This window comes from Synechococcus sp. PCC 7336, from assembly GCF_000332275.1.
In the GTDB taxonomy this organism is placed as follows: Bacteria; Cyanobacteriota; Cyanobacteriia; order Thermostichales; family PCC-7336; genus PCC-7336.
Genome location: NZ_CM001776.1, coordinates 177,638 through 199,546, shown reverse-complemented (window position 1 = coordinate 199,546; position 21,909 = coordinate 177,638). Strand labels below are relative to the sequence as shown.

Here is a 21,909-nt window from a genome sequence, read left to right as displayed (position 1 = left end):
TGGGTTTGCGAAACAACTAAACTGCTGCCAACTGTAATGGCTGCCCGTAAGCCCGAGCCAAATTATCAATCGTCATCACCTCGGGCCGAGTTCCCACTGCCACCAAATATTTATTCAACAAAACCAGGCGATCGTAATGGTTCAGACTTTCACCCAAATCGTGATGCACCACCAACAATGTTTTCGCCGCTGCCTTCAACTCCCGAAAAATATCAAAAATAATATCCTCGGTCTTGCGGTCAACCCCCGTAAACGGCTCGTCCAGGAAAAATACATCCGCTCGCTTCGCTAGCGCCCGAGCTAAAAACACCCGCTGCCGCTGCCCCCCCGACAAATCGCTAATCGGCCGATCGCGCAAATCCGCCACATCGACCCGCTCCAACGCCGCTGCGGCCAACAACCGCGCCGACCGACCGGGCCGCCGAAATATCCCCGTATCCACCGTTTGAGCCGTCATCACAAAATTCCAGACGGTGATGGGATAATCCCAATCGATTTGCGACTGCTGCGGCACGTATGCCACCCGCGATCGCTGCTGGTGCAGCGGGCGATCGTCCAACAATACCGAACCCTCTGCACTAGCCACCAACCCCAACATCGCCTTGAGCATCGTACTTTTCCCCGCCCCATTCGGGCCGAGAATACCCACGACTCGACCGGGCTCCACCGAGAACCGAACGTTCTCCAGAGCGTGGATACCGCGATAGCGGACAGAGAGATGGTTGACTTGCAGCACGACTCCGCTCCAAAAATGAAAGGAATATGAAACAGTGTTTGCTGACAGCATATCAGACTTATTCTCGATTTTCCCTCTAAAAATGAAATGATTGTGAAAATGACCCCAATCTCTGTAGAGTTTATCTGAAAGGCAGTTTGGGGATTGGGATGTCTGTTAGCCATCGAGTTGGTAGATTTCCCCATTCGAGCCCGAATACAACTGATTGAGGTTTGAGAACTTGGAGATGAGACAAACAGAGACGAGTCGCGATCGCCTGTGGACCGCAGTAGTGGCGATCGGGTTGGGATTGGGCTTGGCAAGCTGCGGGCGATCGCCCCAAGTCGATGCGGAGAAACCGTTGCTGGTGGCCTCCTACAGCGTGCTGTGCGATATGGCGGAACAGATTGCTGGCGATACGGTCGAGCTCGACTGCCTGATTGCCTTCGATCGCGATCCCCACACCTACGAGGGCACGCCATCGGACAGACAGGCGATCGAGTTGGCAGATGCGGTGCTGTATGCCGGACTGAATTTCGAACCTTCCGTCATCCGCATGGTGCAAGCCACCCATTCACCTGCGCCAAAAGTGCCCGTTCACGAGTTGGCGGTGCAAGAGTTGATTGAGGTGGGCATTGAAGGGGAAGAAGTGCCCGATCCGCACATTTGGCACGATGTGGAGAACGGCATCCGCATGGTGGAGTTGCTGCGAGATACGTCGATCGAGCTATCTCCCGAGCATGCTGACTTGTACCGGTCGAGAACAGACAGGCTGCTGCAGGAGCTCGAACAGTTGGATGAATGGATTGGGGAGCAGATTCAGACAATTCCGAGCGATCGCCGCTTGCTCGTAACCACTCACGATGCGATGGGCTATTACTCTCGCGCCTATGGCTTGGAGGTGGCCGGAACGCTGTTGGGACTGTCCCCCGAGGAAGAACCGACGGCAGCGCGGGTGCGCGAACTCGTGCAGAGTATTCGCTCCAGTGGGGTGCCGACTGTATTTGCCGAATTGACCACCAACGATCGCGTTTTGCGCGTCGTTGCGTCAGAAGCGGGGGTGGAGATTTCCGATCGCGTCTTGATTGCTGACGGCATTGGTCGGCGGGGGTCGCCAGAAGGAAGCTATCAAGGAATGTTGGAATATAACACCTGTGCGATCGTGGATGGCTTGGGGGGGACATGCAGTCCGTTCGTATCGAGCGTAGTGGATTGACAGTCTCTGCCCCAACTCTTCGGCGAAGCTGACGGAAAACGGGTCGGCTGGAACCGAAATAAAATGGCAGTGGGCTTAGCTGAAACGCGAATGGGAATCACCTGTGTGGGAGCCCGAGCAACCTTTGGAGGAGCAAGCCTCAATGAAAGCCATCGTTATCCACAAGTATGGTTCTGCAGATGTTCTGCAGTATGAAGAGATTCCCGTTCCATCCCAAAAGCCGGATGACTTACTGGTGAAAGTTCGCGCCACCAGCGTCAACCCGATCGATTGGAAAATCCGCAATGGGATGTTCAAACTGCTCCCCAGCTCCCGACTGCCGCTGGTGTTGGGGAGCGACTTCGCTGGTGAGGTGGTCTCAGTTGGCAAAACTGTAGCTGGATTTCGCCCGGGAGATTCAGTCTACGGCTTTCTCGGTCTCGCGACAGGAGCCTATGCCGAATACGTCGCAGTCCCCGCCCAATATGCAGCTCTCAAGCCCAAAAATCTGAGCTACGAAGCAGCAGCAGCAGTACCGCTGGCCGCAACTACAGCCCTTCAAGCTCTGCGCAATAAAGGAAAACTGCAATCGGGGCAAACCGTTCTCATCAACGGCGCTTCGGGGGGAGTGGGTACCTTTGCCGTCCAAATTGCCAAAGCCCTCGGCGCTCGCGTCACCGGTGTCTGCAGCAGTAAAAACATCGAGTTCGTCAAATCTCTGGGCTGCGATCGCGCGATCGACTATACCCAGCAAGACTTCACCACCCATACAGACACGACATACGACATTGTCTTCGACGCAGTTGCCAAACAGTCCTTCAGCAGTTGCCGCTCCATCCTCCACCCCAAAGGCACATACATTACCACCCTTCCCACCCCTGGTGCTGTCTTGCAAGGATTGATACGAGAATGGCTTCCCGGCCCCAAAGCCAGATCGATTTTGGCCCGCCCGAACAACAGCGATCTGAGCGATCTCAAACAGTGGATTGAAGGCGATCGCCTGCGCCCCATTCTCGATCGCACCTACCCACTCTCAGAAGTAGCCACCGCCCATACCCACAGCGAGCGGGGACACACTGTGGGCAAGATCGCGATCGCCGTCGCTGGCGACTGAGCAACCCGTTAAGATGGGCAGGGTGCTTGTAGCACAGGAGCGATCGTAATGGTCCAAACCCCAACTCAACCCACCTCTGTAGAAGAATTTCTCGCACTGCCAGAAACCGAGCCCGCCAGCGAATTTATTGACGGTCAAATTCTGCAAAAGCTGATGCCCCAAGGACAGCACAGCCGCCTGCAACTGAAATTGGCCAATGCTATTAATGGGGTGACCGAAAAGGAGCGCTCGGCTCTAGCCCTGCCCGAGCTGCGCTGTACGTTTGGGGGACGCTCGATTGTTCCTGACATTGCGGTGTTTACTTGGGATCGACTTCCCAGCAATCCCGATGGAACGATTGCCAACAGCTTCGCGGCAGCGCCCGATTGGGCGATTGAAATCCTCAGTCCCGGCCAGTCGGTCACCCGCGTCACGAAAAAACTGCTGTACTGCCTCGATGGCGGGACTCAATTGGGGTGGCTGGTCGATCCCGACGAGCAGATCGTGCTAGTTTATCGCGCTCGGCAGCAACCTCAAGGGTTTGATGAGGAAGATGAAGGACTGTTGCCAGTGCCGGAGTTTGCCAAAAGCTTAGAGTTGAAGCGATCGCAACTGTTTGCTTGGCTTAGGGTTCGTGAATCGACTTGACTCCCACAACTACTGGACTTCGGCAAGCCTCCACTACGAGGAACGCTTAGAAGTTTGTGCAAATCCAGGTTTTGGCAACGAAAGACGTAGAGTCTCAGCTCTCTCGGGCACGATTTTCCGATCGCTCCTAGAGCCCAATATTAGGCGGATAGCGCGATCTTGAAAGATGTAATTATGCAGCCAACTGAACAACACTAGTAATCGACTGCGAAAACCCGGCAGATAAATGAAATGGACCACTAGCCACATCAGCCACGGCAGAAACCCCGTCAGGGAGAATGGCCCAATTTGACCCACCCCCGAGTAGCAACCGATGATAGCCAGCCTCCCCTTGTTAAAGTAGTGGAAAGGTCTGGGCGTTTTCCCCGCAAGCTGTCGAGCGATGTTGCGAGCTACAGCAACCCCTTGCTGCAAGGCTTCTGGCGCGACCCCCGCCAAGGGCTTGCCTCGGTGCAGTACGTGGGCTGAGTCTCCAATGACATAAACATTAGGGTGAGACTCCAACTGCAGGGTGGGCAACACGACTAATTTCCCTTTGGCTGCAGTTCTCAGCTCCGCTGAAGTTCTGGGAATAGAAGCTTCCTGACCCGCTGTCCAAATCACGGTTGCTGTTGGCAGCGCCATACCAGAGTGTAAGTGTATGCTCGTCGGTGTGACTTGGCTGACTCTAGCCTGGAGCTGAATCTCAACACCCTTCTGACGCAGTTTATGAAAGGTATAGCGGCCCAAAGAAGGGGGGAGATCGGCCAGGATCGCATTGCCAGACTGAAGTAAGATAATTCGAATCTGTTGGAAATCGAGTTCGGGGTAGTCTCGCCTCAATGCTCCCTTCAGTTCCACTAATGCCCCTGCCATCTCAATTCCTGTGGGACCACCGCCGACGATCGAAAATGTCAGTAGTTGTTGGCGACGGTTTGCATCTGACGATCGATTTGCTCGTTCGAAGCATTGCAAAATATGGTTTCTGATCGCGATCGCTTCATCAAAATTTCTCATCGATAATGCATATTGTGCAGCTCCTGGAACACCCAGAAATTGGGTTCGACTGCCTGTCGCCAATACTAAAAAATCATAGGGGATAATAGCATCCTCGGTTTCGATCGTCTGACGGGAGAAATTGATGTGGTGAACCTCAGCCATTAAAAAGCGAATGCTAGTTGAATGTCGTACTAACGTTCGAATGGGATAAGCAATCTGCTCGGGTTCCAACTGAGCGGCTGCCACCTGATAGAGCAGAGGAATAAAGGTACTGTAGTTGTTGCGATCGATCAACAAGATCTCTAATCCCAGTTTAGCTAGAGATTGAGCTGCTTGCATGCCACCAAAGCCAGCACCTACAACAACGGCTTTAAGTTGCCTTTTCATCTCTTTCTTTTCCTCGATCGAGGCGAAAAGCCTAGGACATTACAATAGCTGAAATGCTCAGAGCGTTTCGGATTAACTTCGTCATTGAAAATCGGGGTGCAATATCCTTTACCCTCAGTGCGAACCTTTCTGATGAGCTATTATTTGATTGACGTCCCTTCTAGAAAAATAATCTTTGAGTTTTTTTCAGGAAAATTATTATTAGAGCCGTCCCCTCATCCGCACGAATGAGGAGATAAGGCTCTACTCTCTTTAAGAGGCTGATTCAGCTGAGTCGAGTTCGCTCGGTTCGAGATTATCTTCAGTATTGCCTTCAGCCATAATTGAGCCAGACTTGCGCTCTTCGATGGTTGCCATCACGAAATACAAGGAAAGGGGAGCAGCGTAGCTAGCTCCACGCTCGATAAATTCAAAGATGCCCCAAGTTGCACCCGAGAAGATAAATAATGATTCTGAGGCCATTTTCCACACACAGATGAAAAATAGCAGTGGGGCCGATCGCTTCAACAAAACTGAGACACCCAGGACAACCTCAAACCAGCCAATCGTTATCATCGCCATCTGGGTAGAGCCAAATAGGGCAGAAATACCGACAGCATCATAGTGACCCGCCAAGCCAGCCTTGCCATCAATTGCGCCAAAAATACCGTGGCCGATGAGGTAGATCGCGATCGTCACCTGTAGGAAAGTCCTGAGAAAGCGCCATTGCTCTGTACTGAGAGTTGGAATATTTTTGACCCATTGAAACCATCCGTGGCGCTTGACATCCCACCAAATCATCAAGAAGGCAGCAAACGGTATGCCGTAGTTATAGCTTCGCTCGAATAACTCACTGACGGGCTCTCCGGCAAGCGGTCTGAGAAAGGCCGTCATCAACCCCCAGGCTGCCATGAATAGCAAAAAAGCTTTTCTAGGTGCAAAGAAAGCCATCAATCCCAGCACAATATCCATCGTGCCAACGATTGGCATCAGTCGCCAAGCTGCCCACTCTGGAATGCCCCATACCGCAAAATAAGGGAGCCATCCACTTTTGGTGATTACGCCAAAGGCTCCGTGGCCAATGAATTCCCAGCATACCCCCATCCTGAGAAGCCACCAGATTTTTGACTCATTATTCTCAAAAATTTGGGCTGCTTTAGACTGTGCAGCGCTACCGATCCGTAGAAGACTACTCATTAAGCGTCATTTAACCTCGCAGAAGTGTCAATCAACCTCACAGACTGAGCCTTGCTTCACATGATAGTAGCGACGCGATCTTAGAAAATCCGTAATATCAACTATGAGACTCGTGGTCTCTTGTGTTTATACCTACAAAATATTAGCTTTCCTGACCTTGCATTCACGAACACTTTTTAGTCATAAATAAATTGAGGTTTGTTGCAATTCCTCGTTTGGCACCATTGGATATGCCAAGCAAACGTTCTGGCAGGGACAAGCCCTATTTAAGGAGAAAGATGGCTCGCTAGGGGACTTTTTATTCTAAATTGGTGCAGGTGTGTATTGTATTTTATGTCAATTTTGTTGATACCACTCGGCTTTTTGGAGTGACAACATGATGAAATTCGTTCCGCACGCAGAAATAATGAGAGAATGATTGGAAATAGGTCAATTGCATTCGGACGTATTTTGCGCGGCAGATCTTGCACTGGGGGGAAACCCCGCCCCTACAGGGACATGCTCCTGGCATGGTGTCAATCCATCTGAAACTCGGATCTCGTTCGTTTGGAAGATCGGGATGGCTTCGACCTCGATCTTGTTAGCGATCGATCAGGGAAAACCATTCACTGGGAATGGTGGAGATTGCCCGCAATACAGAAGCCTCGTCAATATCGCTGGGACTGCGACCGGTTTCCGACACCGTTCCCGAAGGTACCGCAATCAGCTCCCCCTTCGCATTCAAGGTCGCGCCGCCTGAATTGCCCGCATTCACTGTCACATCCGACAAAAAATCGTAGCGCTTGCCATCCCTCGACAAAATGGCGCTCACCACCCCCTGAGTCAGCGTTAGGTAAGATGCTCCCCCCGCCTGAATGGCCGTGGTTCCAGGAAATCCCAAGACAGTAATCGGCTCCCCCAAGGTAACCCCGTCCACATCCCCTAACGGAATCGTATTGAATTGCAAATTGGCGGGGAGAGGATTGCCTAACAGATCGCTGGTAATTTGCACCAATGCCAGATCCTCTTCGGGAGCCATTCGTTTGATGGTGCCGCGAAACAAGGGGGTAACGGGGCGATCGGGGCGGAGGGCTAAACCGATGTAAATGGTTTCGTCCAAGGGTTGGGTCGAGTTGTCGCTCTCGGCTAAGACGTGAAAGTTGGTCAACAACAGTCCTTTGTCTGTCAAGAGGGTGCCCGACCCCGTATTGACGCCGATGTAGACCTGCACAATGCTGCGAAAACGAGCTTCTAAGTCAGAATTTTCCGCTTCCCTCGAAGCCATCTCGGCGATCGCCGCTTCAATATCGAGGGGTTGTAGATCGGTATTGCCGGCCAGGGGCAAATCGCGGGCATCGATCGCCCGCAGCCTGTCTGCACCCGTGACCGAGAGGGTGTATTGACCCTGTTGCAAAACGCCGTAGGTGGAAACCAGGACAACGTATTCTCCCGGCTCGAAGGTTTCAAAAACGCGGGAGTTGAAATTAAAGTCGGAGCGATCGTCGTTTTCGACTACGACTGCGCCGTTGCGATCCAACACGCGCAAATAGGTATCGAAGTCCTCCGAGTCCAGTTCGAGCGCGATGCGATCGCCATTCCTGACCGAAAGTCGATAGCCATTGCCCAAACTGCCGTTAGACAACAATGTACTGCCTTCGATCGCGAGCCTGCCTCGGTCTTGGGCGTCAGGGCGATCGTCGGCGCTGCCCCCCACTTTTTGCGCCACCAGCTGCGGCAGGCGATCGCTCGCCAACACTGATGTCTCGGGTGATGTCTTAGGAGATTGCGATGGCAAGGCTGACATCGCTGACAGGGTTGTATTGCGGCGGCTGTCGACCTCTATAGGAGGACTGAAATCGAGCCAGATTCCGCTCAGTCCCAGTGCCGCCGCCGCTATCCCAAGCTTCCAATGACAACTCACGCTCGACCTTCCTAGTTTAGAAACATGCTTTTTTCAATAAGCCCACAATAGACCACCTTACCCGCTTGCCCCTCAGTCGAACCGGATACAAACCCCATTCCCCTGTGATGGCCTGCGCTTGTACTTAATATCCAGTGGCGAGGGCGTCGGGAGTCGCGGCAGCCACTTCCACCCGCAGCACCTTCGACTCGAAGCGACCGTCGGGATAGAACCACAGTTGGCGCACTCCGGGGGCGATCGCCTCTAGCGAAAAGCGATCGCTACGGGGTTGAAACTGAACGCAAGTGGAGGGACAGGCCAGATATTTCACCCCCCGCCGGGTATAGTTCCAGGCTTGATGGACGTGGCCGAACAAGACCGCACGCACGCAGTCAAATCGATCCAGCACGGCAAACAGCTCGGTTGGATTCGCCAGAGTGGAGGTATCTAGCCATTTCGACTCTATTAAAAAGGGGGGATGGTGCAAGCAAATCAGCACGTGCCGGTCCTGATGGCAGGCCGCGCTCAACTGCTGCTCCAGCCGCTCTAATTGCTCGACAGCGAGATGACCTCCCGCCTGTTTGGGTACTGCCGAGTTGAGCAGAATAAAGCGCCAGTTGCCCCGCCCAAAGGTTTTGTCGGCCAAGAGGCGATCGCTTTCTCCCAGTCTTTCTCCCGCTTCCCAGCGGGGTGCTCCCAAAACGGCTTCCATGGCAGGCAGCGAATCGTGATTGCCGGGAAGCCAGTAGGTATCGATGGACAAAGCGGCAAGGGCTTGGCGGAGTCGTTGGTAGGACTCGGGGCTGCCGTCTTGCGATAGGTCGCCGGTTGCTAAGAGCAGATCGGGGGGCGGTTGGAGTTGGGCGATCGCCTCCAGCACCCCCTGCAACGTCTGGGAGGTATCGACCCCCAACAGTTGCATTTGGGGCCGCGCAAACAGGTGGGTGTCTGTGATTTGGATGGCGTAGAGGCTGTGGGTAGACATGCGCTGCGTTAGGCTAGTGAGTCCCGACCGAGCCCGTATGAATGCCAGCGCGATCGTGAAAGGGGAACGAGGGCAAGGCAATTGAGGGCGCTAGCAATGGCTCGATGCGGCGAAAGTAGTTCCAGTGTGACGATCCGATCGCTCTTTTGCTGCGATCGCGGTCACTGCCGATGGACTTTAACGGGTTTAACGCCCATCGGCAACCTCATTTGAGGCAGCGGGCCACGAGCGTGCGATGGCGGGGGCTACTCGCCTCTTGATGGGGAGTCTCAAAACCGGCCTCGGCGATCGCCGAAGCAATATCGAAACTAAAGTAATCGTCTAAAAAGGGCTCGGTACTCTTGAGCAATGTCAAGACAAACGCGGGCATATTGCGATGCACCTCGCTGTCGGGGTTCATATCCATTAGGGCCAAGTGGCCGCCAGGGCGCAGTAGGCGGTGGGCTTCGGCAAACACTGCCCGCGAGGCCGTGCTGGGCAACTCGTGACACACCAAGCAGAGGGAGACGAGATCGTAGGAATTGTCGGGTAAACCGGTGGCCTCGGCTGCCGCGTGATGCCAGCGCACCTGACGCTGTTGCCGATCGGCCCGCTGCTGGGCCACCGCCAAGAAATAGGGGGACAAATCCAGGCCAGTCATAGCGGCTGTAGGGAAGCGATCTTGCAGAGCAAATGTACTCATGCCGACGCTGCAGCCCAAATCCAGCACATCGACCGGGGGAGTCGGTAACTGGGCGGCCACAATATCGTGATAGGCGGCCCTCATGCGGGCATCGCCCTCCACGCCCGCATCGGGCCAAATCCCGGCGTGAACGGCATAGGCTGCCACCTCTACCTCTGTGGCGGCGTCCCAACTGAGGTTGCCTGCAGGATAGGCGTGGAAGGGGGACTGGTAATAGTTGGGGTAGGCCAGGTTGGGGTTGCGGATGCGCTGCCAGAGACTGGCCCATTCGGGGGATAAGTGGGTGCCCGTGCCGAGGGCTTGGGGACCAATTTGGGCTTTGAGTTGGGCGGTGCGATCGCGCCACGCCACCCCCATCGACTCGGCTCGACGAATCATCCGATCGCGGGCCTGTTGCCTTGCCCAGTTGTAGAGAGGCTGAATCGCCAATAAACCGTTTACCAGACGGACGAGCGGGGTTCTTTTGGCAGGGGGGGAATCAACGGCGACAGTCATAAGCGTTCAGTTCGGCGATTTGGATAGTGTTGGAACGATGAGGGGTTAAGACGAAATATGCCACCACCCAAAGACGGGGCCGATAATTCTCACCACCACCCAGTAGACGGCCATGCCGCCAATCCCGATCCAGGCTCCGCGCGTGGTCAACTCGTAAACCTGTTTCATTTGCCCTTTATTCACTGGGGCACCGGGCCAAATGGGTTCGAGATCGGGCTCGCCATATTTCTCGCCCAATTCCTCTTGGCGGCGTTTGGCTTCTCCCACGACTATTTCCTCACAGACGCATAGCACTTTCATCAAACCACGCCTGACCGAAAGGTTCCATCAAAATATGCAAAGTTGAGACTAGTTGGCTATAGATGGGCTAGCTAGCGTTTGGAGGAGGATCGCCTGTACCTCATGGCAGCACCGATAGCCAGAGCCAGCAGGCTGCCCAACACGGCAGTGGGTTCGGGAATACCTGTGGATGGAGTGATTAGAAGAGGTGGTTTCCCATCAGAAGAAGTTGTCCCATTAGAAGTTGTCCCATTAGAAGTTGTCCCATTAGAAGTTGTCATATCGGAAGGAGTTATCTCAATGACAGACTCCCCGCCAGAGCTATCGCCACCGGCTAAAAAAGGACCCACAAGAGCAAATAAAAGGCCAGTGCCTGCAGCAATCGGGACTTCGGGTTGGGTGGGATCGATAGTTTCGAGTAAAGGATCGCAGATCTGTTGGGCCTCGATAATTTGTCGTTCTTGACGTAAGGTTGCGGCGGCGGCTTCAGATTCCTGTTCAATTGATAGGTCCTCGGGGTGAAGCCCTGTCAATAAAGGATTTGAAGCTAACTCGCTGCAGCGATCGAAGAGCCGCACTTCTTCCAAAACGCCATTGCGCACCAGCCCGAATTCTCCGGGCTGCAAGCGCCCAATCTCCTGAAACTCTCGATTGTAGAGCTGTAACTCACTGGTGAAGGTGAACGCTTCCAGGACATTGTCCCCCTGCTGCTCCTCGCTTTTGAGTGCGATCAAACTGCCCTGCACTGCAGCAACTGCCGAAGGTGTTACCACTGTGGCCCCACCTGCCCCTACAGGTGTGACTACCACCATTTCCCCGTCATTCAGTTGAAGTTGACGTTCGGCAGGCACAAACTGAAATAAAGAATTTTGCCCCACTCGAATGAGAGAGGCATCGTTAAAAATCATCTGGGCGAGTGCCTGCGCTGCCGTTGCCAGCTTGTCTTCTGGAACGAGCAAATCGCTCACTTTGGCAGGCCGGATGGGCTGCCGTTGCAATTCAACTGTGACTGCGTTGACCACGCGATCGACGGTGGCTTCTGTCAGGGGTAGAGGGTTGTCTGCCCGAGCCGGAATCGCAAGGGTTGAGAGGAGAGTGGCGATCGCGAGACTGCCGACAAGTTGAGTGGTTTGGGCGTAGGCAGGGAACCGATGCATGACAGGAGACAGAATGGCGCTGAGATATTATCAATCCCATCTTTGTTCTTAGGTCTCATACCCCTAGAGATATGCTAAAGGGGAAATGGCCAGTTTTTTTCCTCAAGAAAACTCAAACAATTATTTAAAAAAGCAGTAATTTAACTCCTTTGAAACTCATTGGACATTCTCAAGTTGGACATTCTCAAGTTGGATATTCTCAAGTTGGACATTCTCAAGTTGGACATTCTGCAAGTTGGATATTCTCAAGTTGGACATTCTCAAGTTGGGCATTCTCAATCATTCGGTCTACTTCTAATCAATACGAGTCGATCGAGACATCCATAAAGCCCTAGATTACGTTCGAAGCCAAGGCGTTGTTCAAATGAAGACAATCATTTCGATCTAGCGTCAAAACTTCAACAGGCTACTCAGTAAGCTGTTGCTGAATGCCGCCCCATTCTGCAAGTGTGACTCTACCGCTAACTAGTTTAAACCAACGACAACAAGAGGGGAAACAAAATGCCGGCTGTCGCAAGCCGAGCTATAGCGAGCGGTGAGCCGCACTGCAAGCAACACTGGCGATCGCTCAATGTGAAATGTTGTGAAGTTGAAGTTGAACTTAAACCTTTAGACAGATTTCCAGAGCTTTGCTTATGATAATTTGAGATTGTGGTGTTGCCGCCTGCGATCGCCGCCACCTTATCTTTAACAAGTATTTGGGAGCAAATTCCTCACGTATATTAAGCTTGGGGAAAGTGTTGTAGACTTCGATGGGCATCTCTCCCTCAGCTGCTCGACTCAACTGGTTCCGGCATCACATTAAAGCCTGGGCCAAATACAATACGAGAGACTTTCCCTGGCGACGAACCCGCGAACCTTACAAAATTTTCATCGCCGAATTTTTGTTGCAAAAAACCGACGCCGATCGCGTTGTGCCCATCTACGATCGCTTTCTAGTCCAATACCCCAATCTCGATCGCCTCGCCCGAGCTGACGTAGCCGAGCTAGAACGGCTGTTGGCCCCCCTCGGGCTGCGGTTTAGAGCCGAACGCCTGCACCAATCCGCCCATCTTCTCATTCAGGACTATCGCAGTCGCATTCCCAAACGCGAAACGGAACTACTCGCGCTCCCCGGCGTGGGACCGTATACCGCCAAAGCCATCTGCGCCTGTGCCCACGGCCAGCGCACGCCCGTTTTAGACGTGAATGTGGCTCGCATCCTCGGTCGCTTTTTCGGCTTGCCGCTGCTGCGCTTGCCCCAACGAGATCCCGACTACAAAGCCCTCGCGGAACTTGTCGCCCCACAACGGCGTGTGGATCGGTGGAACCTGGCCTTGCTGGATTTTGGAGCGCTGGTTTGTAAGGCCAAACGGCCCAAATGCGGGGATTGCTCGCTCAGACGCCGCTGCGAGTTTGTCAGAACTGCCGCGTAAATCCTTACTCGGGGCGCAAGAGGGGGAAAGCGATAACATCGCGGATGCTAGCGGAGTCGGTCAGCAGCATGCAAAGGCGATCGATGCCAATCCCCAGACCCATTGTGGGGGGGAGGCCGTGTTCGATCGCCGTGACAAAGTCCTCATCTAAAAAGTGCGCTTCTTCGTTGCCAGCAGCTTTGAGGGCCGCCTGAGCTTCTAGGCGAGCGCGCTGATCGAGCGGATCGTTCAACTCCGAATAGCCATTTGCCGTTTCGCGACCGACAATGAAGAGCTCGAACCGCTCCACCAATCCGGGCTTAGAGCGATGCACCCGAGCCAGCGGCGAGTTTTCCACCGGATAATCCAGCACGAACGTGGGCTGGCGCAGATCCGCTTCGCAGCAATCCTCAAAGGTCTTGACTAACAGCAGTCCCAAACTGTCACAGTCCTCCATGCCCTTCAGATTCAAACCGGCGACTGCTGTCTTTGCTGCCGCGAGCGCCTCATCTGCCGGTTTACCGGCAAATTGCTCGAAATCAATCCCCGTCTTCTCTTGCACTAAGTCGTGCATCGTCACCCGACGCCAAGGGGGGGTCAGATCGATCGCCTCGTCCTGATAGGTCAACGTTGTGGTACCCAATACCGCTCGGGCGCAGTTGACAATTATCGTCTCGGTCAGGGCCATCATGTCGCGATAGTCGCCGTAGGCTTGATACACCTCGACAGAAGTGAACTCGGGGTTGTGGCGGGTGGAGATGCCTTCGTTGCGGAAGATACGGCCCAATTCGAACACCTTTTCGAAACCGCCCACAACGAGACGCTTGAGATGGAGTTCGGTGGCAATGCGCAGGAATAGATCGAGACCGAGGGCGTTATGGTGGGTGCTAAACGGACGCGCTTCGGCCCCCCCCGCTTCCGACTGCAAGACGGGGGTTTCAATTTCTAAAAAGCCGCGATCTTCGAGGGTATGGCGAATCGTACGCACGACGATCGCCCGCTGCCGAAAGGTTTCGCGCACCTCTGGATTGACCATCATGTCGATGTAGCGTTGGCGATAGCGCTTTTCCACATCTTTGAGCCCGTGCCACTTGTCGGGGAGTGGCAGCAGCGACTTACTCAGGATTTGGTATTCGTCCACTGCCACCGACAATTCCCCTTTATCGGTGCGTTTGATGGTTCCCGAAACTCCCAACCAGTCGCCTGCGTCGGTCATTTTTTTCAGGGTGTTGAAGGCCCCTTCCCCCATGCCCGCACCAATCCGCTGCTTATCTAGATAGAGCTGAATGGTACCGGAATCATCTTGCAGGGTGAAAAAGGCCAGTTTGCCAAAGACGCGCCGCAACATGATGCGACCGGCGATCGAAACGCGATCGCCGACTTCTTCCCCAGCCGCCAGATCGGCATATTTGTCTTGCAGATCTCGGGCCATGTGGGTGCGATCGAACTGGTAGGCATAGGGTTCGATTCCCTGCGATCGCAATTGATGCACTTTCTCGATGCGCGCGGCTTTGAGAGCATCGATATCCTCTGGCGGTCGATCGGGAGAAGCAGGTGGAGTAGACATGTGAACGAGATGTTTCAGACCTCCAACAGTCTAGGGGACGATTGGCTTGCGCTCCAAGGGATGTTAGATGCTCGGCCGACCTTAGCGCTTTTTGGCAATGCACATTAATGACAGGGCTGCCTCCACAGAATCGGGGTCGATCCCGGAGAGTCGTTGAGCCCAGCGATATTTGCTGGCCGCCCGACCGCAGTCTCCCTTTAACGCCTGTACGCCAACGGTATGGTTGTGGGGTACAACCTGGACGTCAAACCCTAACGGCCTTAAAACCTGATGGAATAAGCTCGGCGTGACGCCATATCCCGGCCTGTGGTGAACTTCCGAGGCTTCGCACCATCTTTGTTGCTCGATCGATCGATGCCCGCCCCGCTGAATGCAGCGATACACGGGCAACCTCAACCGCCACAACCACCATCCCAGACCTCGAAAGTTCCAAGCTGACTGTTGAGGATCGCAATCGGTAATCAGCAGGCCGTTCGGGCGAACTAAACGGGCGGCCTCACTTAAGACCCGAGGCATGTTATCGCAATGGTGCAAGGTTGCATTTAAGGCGACAACATCTGCAAAGCCAGACTTGAGGGGAAGATCGTGGGCATCTGCCAGCAGGGGCGCGTATCCCATCTCCTGCGCCATCTCCAAAGTTTTCTCTGAGACATCAACCCCGATCGGCAGCTCGGGTTTCCCTCCGAGGGTGGCGTACAGATTGCCCGGACCGCAGCCAATATCTACCACCACCTTGCCATCCCAACTGCCGAGGGCTGCCCTCCAACGGGCTTCAAATGTCTCGTTGCGGTGGCACGCCTCAAAATATTCTCTCGCCCATTCCGGGCGGCTAAAATAATAGCGATTGGCCAGCAAGGCGGGGCTGGGGTTGGCGATCGGGTATTTTGCGATCCCACTTGCGCGAGTGATGCATCGATCCCACGGTTGCAAATATTGAGCTAATTGCGTAGAGATGGTGCTACCCATTCAGAACTGCCCCCTAACCGCTCTATGGCTAGACAAATCAATGGACGAGAAGAGAATCGACTGCCGCACCTACCCAATGGAACCGACGAATATATAGTCGACGAATGTATATCGATTCTGTGGATCGAACTAAGTTAAGTATTTACCCAGTCATTGAGTGAAATTACATAAGCAGATTCTAGCACTAATCTCTCGATCGCCCTGAAATTCCCTCTATAAGCCTCAAACCGAGCGAACGCACGGGCTACCGACAGGGGACTGAGCGGATTTGTGTCAATGTGCCGGAGTAGCGGTCGAATTCCTGCCTTTGCCAGTACAAATGTGCGGCTTGCTGCCAGTCGGCGCAAGCACCACTGGAATCTTGCAAGGATATGCGAGCATTGCCTCGCAATGCGTAGGCTGCGGCAAAGGAGGGATGGAGGGAGATGGCTTGAGTGGCATCGGCGATCGCCTCTCGGGCTTGGCCCAAGCGACTGTGGGCAAAACTGCGCCCGACGTAGTTAGCCGCATCGGTCAAGGGATCGCCCGTACCCACTGCGATCGCCTGACTGTAATCTCTGACGGCCTGTTGGGGATTGTCGCTAGAGAGATAGGCTGTGGCGCGAAGGGCAAAGGCTTCAGCAGAGCGGCTGTCGCGGTCGATCGCCTGCGTGTAAAAAGCAATGGCTCCCTGTATGTCCCCCGCGTCGAACCGCTGGCGACCGATGTCTAGCAAGCGATCGCGATCGCTGGAGAGGGTGGCAGAGTAGGTGGACCTTTCCTGCAAGCGCGAAGGGCGGCGCAGGGGCTGGCAGCGCAAGCCAAATTCTCGGTCCACCTGGCAGATGGGTCCTTCCGGCACCTGTGCCGCCGCTGGGGCGGCCACCGCTAACCCTGCCAGAACTGCTAAACCCCAAGCTCGCACGGGCTAACCCTCACTTTCTCCCCACCATAGCCAGTTCTATCCGATCTGGAACGGAATTCAACCAAAATTTAACCCGATTGAGGGGACCGCCTGGAAGCGGGGCCAGCGGTGGAGTGCAGGGTTTCCGCAAAATTGAGCTAATTGGTCGAATGAACCTTGGATTTCTTGCCTGCTAGCTCAATGGCGACAGAGGAGGTAATGCGAGGGCTGCCCACCTTCCAGAGAGATTCGCGACCCTGACGTCCCGCACGGGTAAACGTCCACGACTGCCAGCGACAGTCGCCTGTTGCTTTGACTCGGGCCAATAGCGTACTGGCTTTGAGCCCCGTGATGGAACACACCTGCTCGGTGGTGAGCAACCACAGGCGGGCTGCGCAGTCGTCTAAAAACTCGAACTGCTCTCTCAATTGACTTAAAGACAGGCGATCGCCATTATTGTTGCTCCCATACCGATCGTCGTCTGACAGCAAGCGGGGCAGGGGAGCCAGCATTGGCGATCGCGGTATCGATTGGAGGCGATCGCCGGGTTGGGGAGATAAGTTGCTGGCGGGCAAGACCTCGGGCAGCATCGCCCCCGAAAACTCTGCTAATTTGCCTCCCGCCTGGAGGTGGCGGTGGAGGGCGTCGAGGAGCGGCAGTTCTTCTTCATCCACTGCCGCATGGCGATCGACCCCGTCAGCATGGGGATAAATTTCAATGTCGAGCAACTGCAACCACTGTGTTAATTCATCTAGATCGATGCGATAGCGCTTTTGCAGGTCGAGCAGCGAATATTTTGTCTCACGCATGGATGGACCGTTCGAGACTTCAATTGTTTCTATCGTACTCAAGCCAGGGACTCACTGAGACTTTAACCCAGCATTTGCGATAATTTGTCACGATGAATAAATTGTCACGATGAAAGGGTATGGCACGTTGATATTGAAAGGGAGAACAGAACCTCAGCTAAAATCCAGTGCTTGCCACAGGATGCGATCGGTTCGCCTAAATGTTATGGATCTCGTCATTACGGCATCGGCAATGTTGATGCGCGGGCACGGACGGCAAAAAAAGGTTGGGGGCTCGTCAATCTCGCTGCTTATAGCAGTTTTCATTGGAGTGAGGTATAGCATGGCATCTGTAACGTTGTCATGGCAAAGCTTTTGATGTACCTCATTCATCCCGAAACCGCTATATAAACCGCATCTAGTCTGAAACCCGTAGTTTTGAGGAGATGCCTATTAGCCGATCTCACTAGCGCTGTCACTCGCTGCATTCGCCCCCTAATCCCCCATTCTGGGGGACTTGACTACAGGACTAGCTGGCTTTGGGAGACGGGGAACGAGATCGCTGTTGTTAAAGCTGTAGAACGAAGTCGAGAACCTTTCACAAGTCCCCCACTGGTGGGGGATTTAGGGGGCTGAGTGCAATGCCTAAAAACTCCAGGTCTCAACATGGATGAGGTTTATGCCCAGCAGATGTAGGAAGACAGTGACAGATATAATTGACTCGCCACAGTTTTTGGTGGGTGCTATGTTCTTGCCCTCGCTGCCACAACTCGATCGCCTACCCGAGTCATTACCCGTTGAAGGGGCTGTACGAATTGATTTGGAAGAAGGAATTCCTGTTTTTAGAGCCTCCCAGTTCGTGCAGTCTCACATTGAGGCGTTATTGTCCAAACAGCGCGAGTCTACTCTCAGCCCAAAAGAAGAAGAAGAATTAGATCGCTACGAAGTCATTGACGATTACCTCAGCCTGGTGAATCGCACTGTGCGCAACCTCGCCCTCGGACAGCCAACCTAGGGATCGCACGAGTGGCTCGCACCAAGCTTTCCGCATCCGTCCGGCAGAGAGTCCGACAGCGAGCCCATTACTTGTGTGAATACTGTCATGCTAGCGAGCAATGGCAGTACATCCGTTTTACGATAGACCATGTCCTACCTCTATCTGCTGGAGGCGACGATACTCTCGACAACTTGGCTCTAGCTTGTTTTCACTGCAATCGCAGAAAGTCAAACCAATTGACGGGGATCGATCTGCTGACAGGGAAAAGCACCTCTCTCTTCCATCCGAGACAAATGCAATGGAGCGACCACTTCATTTGGTCGGCAGACGGTCTGTCGATTGTGGGTCTCACCCCAACTGGGCGGGCAACTGTGGCAGTCTTGGTCTTAAATCGGCAAAGGACGATCGCAATTCGCGCAGCCGATCGTCAGCTCGATCGGCATCCTCCCGAAGGCGATCCCATTCAACCGTCTTAAGTCTTAACCCAGAACTTTCTCCGAGCAATGCTGCCATCCGATCGGAATCGATTTTGCTGCTAGTTCTGACAGTGGCCGCGATGTCAATGGCGATAAAAGTCCTTCTCGTGGAAGTCCCAGGCATAGAGGATTTGCGGGACAGCCTTGAAAATCAAATTATACTGGAGTTCGCGACACTTCTGTAACGCTGCCACCATGATTCCAGATGCCACCTCCAACTCATCCAATCCGGTAGAAGGTCTTATCGGCGATCGCTACCGCATCCTCCATCAGATTGGCCAAGGGGGCTTTAGCCGGACGTTTCTGGCGGTTGACGAGAGCCAGCCCAGCAAGCCCCGTTGTGCGGTCAAGCAATTTTTTCTCCAACCCCAAAATCAACTGCACGCAGATAAGGCGTCACTGCTATTCGAGCAGGAAGCTGCTCGACTCAAGGAGCTGGGCAATCACGATTGCATTCCCACTTGTCTCGACTATCTCGAAGCGGGGCAGCATCGCTATCTGATTCAAGAATTTATCGAAGGCCCGAATCTCGAAGAGGAGCTGGAGAAGCTCGGCCCCTTTAGCGAAGCGCAAATTTGGCGATTGCTGACCAATTTGTTGCCCACGCTGCAATTTATCCACAGCCAGAATATTATTCATCGCGATGTCAAACCGGCCAACATTATTCGCCGCAAGCAGGACGGTCAATTTGTTTTGGTGGATTATGGGGCAGCGAGGTTTGCGACGGGAACTCTAATAGCTGGCTACGGCACCACCATTGGCAGTGCTGAATATGCGGCTCCCGAGCAATTGCGCGGTCAAGCATTTTTTGCCAGCGATTTGTACAGTCTCGGGGTGACCTGTATTTATCTACTCACCCAAATTTCGCCGTTTACACTGTTCGACATTCATACCGATCGTTGGGTTTGGGATGACTTTCTCCTGCAGTCGATTAGCGAAGACCTCGGGTGGATTTTAGACGGTCTGTTGGAGCAGGCGGTGAGTCATCGCTATCAATCAGTTGAAGAAGTGCTTGCAGATTTTGCTCCGTTTCTACCTGAACCCAAGTCAAACGGGACTAACGAGATCCTCAAACCAGCAGTCGGCCCCTTTGTAGAAGCTGATGTCAAGCCCAACTCATTGACGCCAAAAGCATTTGGCGATCGCCGACTTCCAGAAGATGAGCCTACAGCTACAACTCAGCAGTCTCGACCCGAGCCTGCATCCATCCCTCGGAACTTTTCCCAACCAGAAGTAGTCTCCAATCCGTGGATCGAGCCACAGGCTAGCGCTCGTCCGCTAGAGATCTCAAATAGCCCAACTCGGGTCCTCAATCGTGTTTTATTTCAAATTACCCCGTGGTTAAGCCGCCATTTCCCGCTACTACATCGATATCGGGAAGACCGTTTATCCCAACCCAATCTGCCTGAAGTTTCTGGAGAAAAAAATACCAAATTGATAATTCTGCGGGGCGTTTTTGGCTCTCTACTGACTCTATATAGTATTTTTCTTGTAGCTAGATTATTTGTGCGATCGCCCTCTCCAACTGCGGACTTAGGTGTAGTTCTCGAGAATGTGGGCCTCGAACCAGAACCGTTTGAACGCGTTGATGTCGTGCGCTTTGCATCGGACGATCCACCCCCTGTCGGTCCCCCTCCAAATGCGCGCAGATTTTATGCCCTCGATCTGGTCAGCACTAGACCAGATGTCATAATTAGCCGTAACTCAGTCAACAGTGCCCTAACAGAATTTTCTTGGTCTGGCTCCTCGCCCGAAGTCAGGCGATCGCTGTCCGTAAGATTGACCGATGTTGCTACCATTCCCGACTCCTCTGCAGCCTATGCCATCAGCAATCACAGTCTGTACGAAATCGATTTAGAGACTGGGACCGTTACAGAAATGACGATTCCGCCTACTTTCCCCGAACTCAGTTGGACTCAGGGGATTACCTACGATCCCGAGCGTCGCCGAATGTTTGTCGCTACTTTGGGAGGTGAAGGATACCTGTACGAGTATCGAGTTGACACAAACGAGTGGGTGGCGGCACATAGCTTGAACAATATCGATCTCGAAGCGATCGCCTACTCGCCCCAACACGATCGCCTGTTCGGCATTGAAACCAATTGGGGTGACCGCAAGGGTCCTCACCGACTGGTGGAATTGCGCACTGACGGAAGTCTAGTCAGACGGATTGAATTGTCTCACTATCTTGCGGCGGCGTCTGAGGCGCTGCCACTCATCCAACTAGCCAGCAATGGCGATTATTTAGCTGTGGTCGTTGGATACGATTCACAGACCATCTATTCCATCGATCCAAAGACTGGCGAAGTTCGGCAAACGAATTGAAGTCAACGATCCGTAAAAGCATTTTGGTTCTTTCAACACGATACAGACATGCAAACGTCTCAAAAAAGCCTTGGAGGAGATTAGCGCAGTAACTTGCAGCGTTGCTCTCATTGTGAGAGGATAGGTGCAGTGTAGAGATACCCAGTTGCGTGTAATCAGCAAATCCAGGCTGCGCCAGTTTATCGACAAGCACGCTAATGCCAAGCAGTCACTCAATAGCTGGTACAAAGCAGCACTTAAAGCGCGATGGACTGATTTGCTTGATGTGCAGTCACAGTTCCCTTCCGCTGAAGCAGTTGGTAACTTTACTGTCTTCAATATCCGAGGAAATAGATATCGCTTGATAGTAGATATTCAATATACGCGACAAATAATCTTCATTAAATATGTTTTTACCCACGCTGAATACGACAAGAATGACTGGAAAAATGACCGCTACTTCTGACCTGACTGCAGCATATTTCCCTTGGCGTACCCCTCGCTTAATCAAGAGCGATGCTGACTATCGGCAAGCATTGGCGGCTGTTGAGAGCATGATGAGCAAAGACTTGTCCGATTCAGAATCTGAACTATTCGATCTATTGGTTAATCTAATCGAACAGTACGAAGAGATTAATTATCCTATTGATAATGCCGATCCTCATGCTATGCTGCAATTTTTTATGGAACAAAGAGGTTGTCGGCAAGCAGATCTAGTTGGCGTTATTGGCTCTAGCGGAGTCGTATCGGAGGTCATTCAGGGAAAGCGCGAGATATCGAAGCAGCAGGCGCGATCGCTCGGTCAACTCTTTTCGGTTGACTACACCCTGTTTCTGTAGAAGATTGGGTGTAAATATAGACTTTC

At 53.4% G+C, this 21,909-nt stretch carries 21 protein-coding genes; 9 read left to right on the top strand and 12 right to left on the bottom strand.

Features of this window, described 5'->3' with window-relative positions:
* Positions 1-16: 16 nt before the first annotated feature.
* A complete protein-coding gene (locus SYN7336_RS00995; protein ID WP_017324046.1) occupies positions 17-736 on the bottom strand; it encodes a metal ABC transporter ATP-binding protein in 720 nt (239 codons plus the stop codon).
* Between the two features lie 226 nt (positions 737-962).
* Between SYN7336_RS00995 and SYN7336_RS00990 the strand changes: the two genes are divergently transcribed.
* The 3 genes from SYN7336_RS00990 (at position 963) to SYN7336_RS00980 (ending at position 3,651) form a co-directional block, all read left to right on the top strand.
* Positions 963-1,931 (top strand): metal ABC transporter solute-binding protein, Zn/Mn family, encoded by a 969-nt coding sequence (locus tag SYN7336_RS00990; protein WP_017324045.1) that lies wholly within the window; start codon positions 963-965, stop codon positions 1,929-1,931.
* A gap of 142 nt (positions 1,932-2,073) precedes the next feature.
* A complete protein-coding gene (locus tag SYN7336_RS00985; protein WP_026100583.1) occupies positions 2,074-3,024 on the top strand; it encodes an NAD(P)-dependent alcohol dehydrogenase in 951 nt (316 codons plus the stop codon).
* Between the two features lie 48 nt (positions 3,025-3,072).
* The gene (locus SYN7336_RS00980) at positions 3,073-3,651 is read left to right on the top strand and encodes a Uma2 family endonuclease (protein WP_017324043.1); all 579 of its coding nucleotides are present in this window, start codon (positions 3,073-3,075) and stop codon (positions 3,649-3,651) included.
* Between the two features lie 33 nt (positions 3,652-3,684).
* On the opposite strand, the gene SYN7336_RS00975 is transcribed toward SYN7336_RS00980, so the two are convergent.
* The 7 genes from SYN7336_RS00975 to SYN7336_RS00940 all read right to left on the bottom strand — a co-directional run bounded on the left by SYN7336_RS00975 (position 3,685) and on the right by SYN7336_RS00940 (position 11,669).
* Positions 3,685-5,016: an NAD(P)/FAD-dependent oxidoreductase gene (locus SYN7336_RS00975; RefSeq protein WP_017324042.1), complete on the bottom strand. Its 1,332-nt coding sequence runs from the start codon at positions 5,014-5,016 to the stop codon at positions 3,685-3,687.
* A gap of 252 nt (positions 5,017-5,268) precedes the next feature.
* Complete coding sequence (locus tag SYN7336_RS00970) at positions 5,269-5,985, bottom strand: hypothetical protein (RefSeq protein ID WP_193789871.1); 717 nt, start codon at positions 5,983-5,985, stop codon at positions 5,269-5,271.
* A gap of 787 nt (positions 5,986-6,772) precedes the next feature.
* Positions 6,773-8,092 carry a trypsin-like peptidase domain-containing protein gene (locus SYN7336_RS00965; protein ID WP_156819963.1) on the bottom strand — a complete coding sequence of 440 codons (1,320 nt, stop codon included), beginning with the start codon at positions 8,090-8,092 and terminating at the stop codon, positions 6,773-6,775.
* A 124-nt stretch (positions 8,093-8,216) separates the two neighbouring features.
* Entirely contained in the window at positions 8,217-9,056 is an 840-nt protein-coding gene (cpdA, locus tag SYN7336_RS00955; RefSeq protein WP_017324039.1) for a 3',5'-cyclic-AMP phosphodiesterase, read from the bottom strand.
* 205 nt (positions 9,057-9,261) lie between these two features.
* Positions 9,262-10,233, bottom strand: coding sequence for a class I SAM-dependent methyltransferase (locus SYN7336_RS00950; RefSeq protein ID WP_017324038.1), 972 nt, complete (start codon positions 10,231-10,233; stop codon positions 9,262-9,264).
* A gap of 45 nt (positions 10,234-10,278) precedes the next feature.
* Positions 10,279-10,500, bottom strand: a complete 222-nt coding sequence (locus SYN7336_RS00945) for a DUF2839 domain-containing protein (protein ID WP_017324037.1) — start codon at positions 10,498-10,500, stop codon at positions 10,279-10,281.
* Between the two features lie 104 nt (positions 10,501-10,604).
* Positions 10,605-11,669, bottom strand: a complete 1,065-nt coding sequence (locus SYN7336_RS00940) for a FecR domain-containing protein (RefSeq protein WP_017324036.1) — start codon at positions 11,667-11,669, stop codon at positions 10,605-10,607.
* Positions 11,670-12,421: 752 nt separating this feature from the next.
* Between SYN7336_RS00940 and SYN7336_RS00930 the strand changes: the two genes are divergently transcribed.
* Positions 12,422-13,084 carry a hypothetical protein gene (locus tag SYN7336_RS00930; protein WP_017324034.1) on the top strand — a complete coding sequence of 221 codons (663 nt, stop codon included), beginning with the start codon at positions 12,422-12,424 and terminating at the stop codon, positions 13,082-13,084.
* A gap of 4 nt (positions 13,085-13,088) precedes the next feature.
* Here the strand turns inward: SYN7336_RS00930 and lysS are convergent, their stop codons facing one another.
* The 4 genes from lysS to SYN7336_RS00910 form a co-directional block, all read right to left on the bottom strand.
* Complete coding sequence (lysS, locus tag SYN7336_RS00925) at positions 13,089-14,588, bottom strand: lysine--tRNA ligase (RefSeq protein ID WP_227498647.1); 1,500 nt, start codon at positions 14,586-14,588, stop codon at positions 13,089-13,091.
* A 123-nt stretch (positions 14,589-14,711) separates the two neighbouring features.
* Complete coding sequence (locus SYN7336_RS00920; RefSeq protein ID WP_017324032.1) at positions 14,712-15,596, bottom strand: class I SAM-dependent methyltransferase; 885 nt, start codon at positions 15,594-15,596, stop codon at positions 14,712-14,714.
* Positions 15,597-15,840: 244 nt separating this feature from the next.
* Positions 15,841-16,500, bottom strand: coding sequence for a tetratricopeptide repeat protein (locus tag SYN7336_RS27575; protein WP_017324031.1), 660 nt, complete (start codon positions 16,498-16,500; stop codon positions 15,841-15,843).
* A gap of 137 nt (positions 16,501-16,637) precedes the next feature.
* Entirely contained in the window at positions 16,638-17,288 is a 651-nt protein-coding gene (locus tag SYN7336_RS00910; RefSeq protein WP_017324030.1) for a hypothetical protein, read from the bottom strand.
* 682 nt (positions 17,289-17,970) lie between these two features.
* Between SYN7336_RS00910 and SYN7336_RS00905 the strand changes: the two genes are divergently transcribed.
* The 5 genes from SYN7336_RS00905 (at position 17,971) to SYN7336_RS00880 (ending at position 21,883) form a co-directional block, all read left to right on the top strand.
* A complete protein-coding gene (locus tag SYN7336_RS00905; RefSeq protein WP_227498574.1) occupies positions 17,971-18,282 on the top strand; it encodes a hypothetical protein in 312 nt (103 codons plus the stop codon).
* Between the two features lie 11 nt (positions 18,283-18,293).
* Entirely contained in the window at positions 18,294-18,740 is a 447-nt protein-coding gene (locus SYN7336_RS00900; protein WP_026100581.1) for an HNH endonuclease, read from the top strand.
* A 144-nt stretch (positions 18,741-18,884) separates the two neighbouring features.
* Positions 18,885-21,065, top strand: coding sequence for a protein kinase (locus tag SYN7336_RS27570; protein ID WP_202951129.1), 2,181 nt, complete (start codon positions 18,885-18,887; stop codon positions 21,063-21,065).
* Positions 21,066-21,210: 145 nt separating this feature from the next.
* Entirely contained in the window at positions 21,211-21,510 is a 300-nt protein-coding gene (locus SYN7336_RS00885; protein ID WP_017324025.1) for a type II toxin-antitoxin system HigB family toxin, read from the top strand.
* Positions 21,494-21,883 (top strand): type II toxin-antitoxin system HigA family antitoxin, encoded by a 390-nt coding sequence (locus SYN7336_RS00880; RefSeq protein ID WP_017324024.1) that lies wholly within the window; start codon positions 21,494-21,496, stop codon positions 21,881-21,883. Before SYN7336_RS00885 ends, SYN7336_RS00880 begins: the two co-directional genes overlap by 17 nt.
* Positions 21,884-21,909 lie beyond the last annotated feature (26 nt).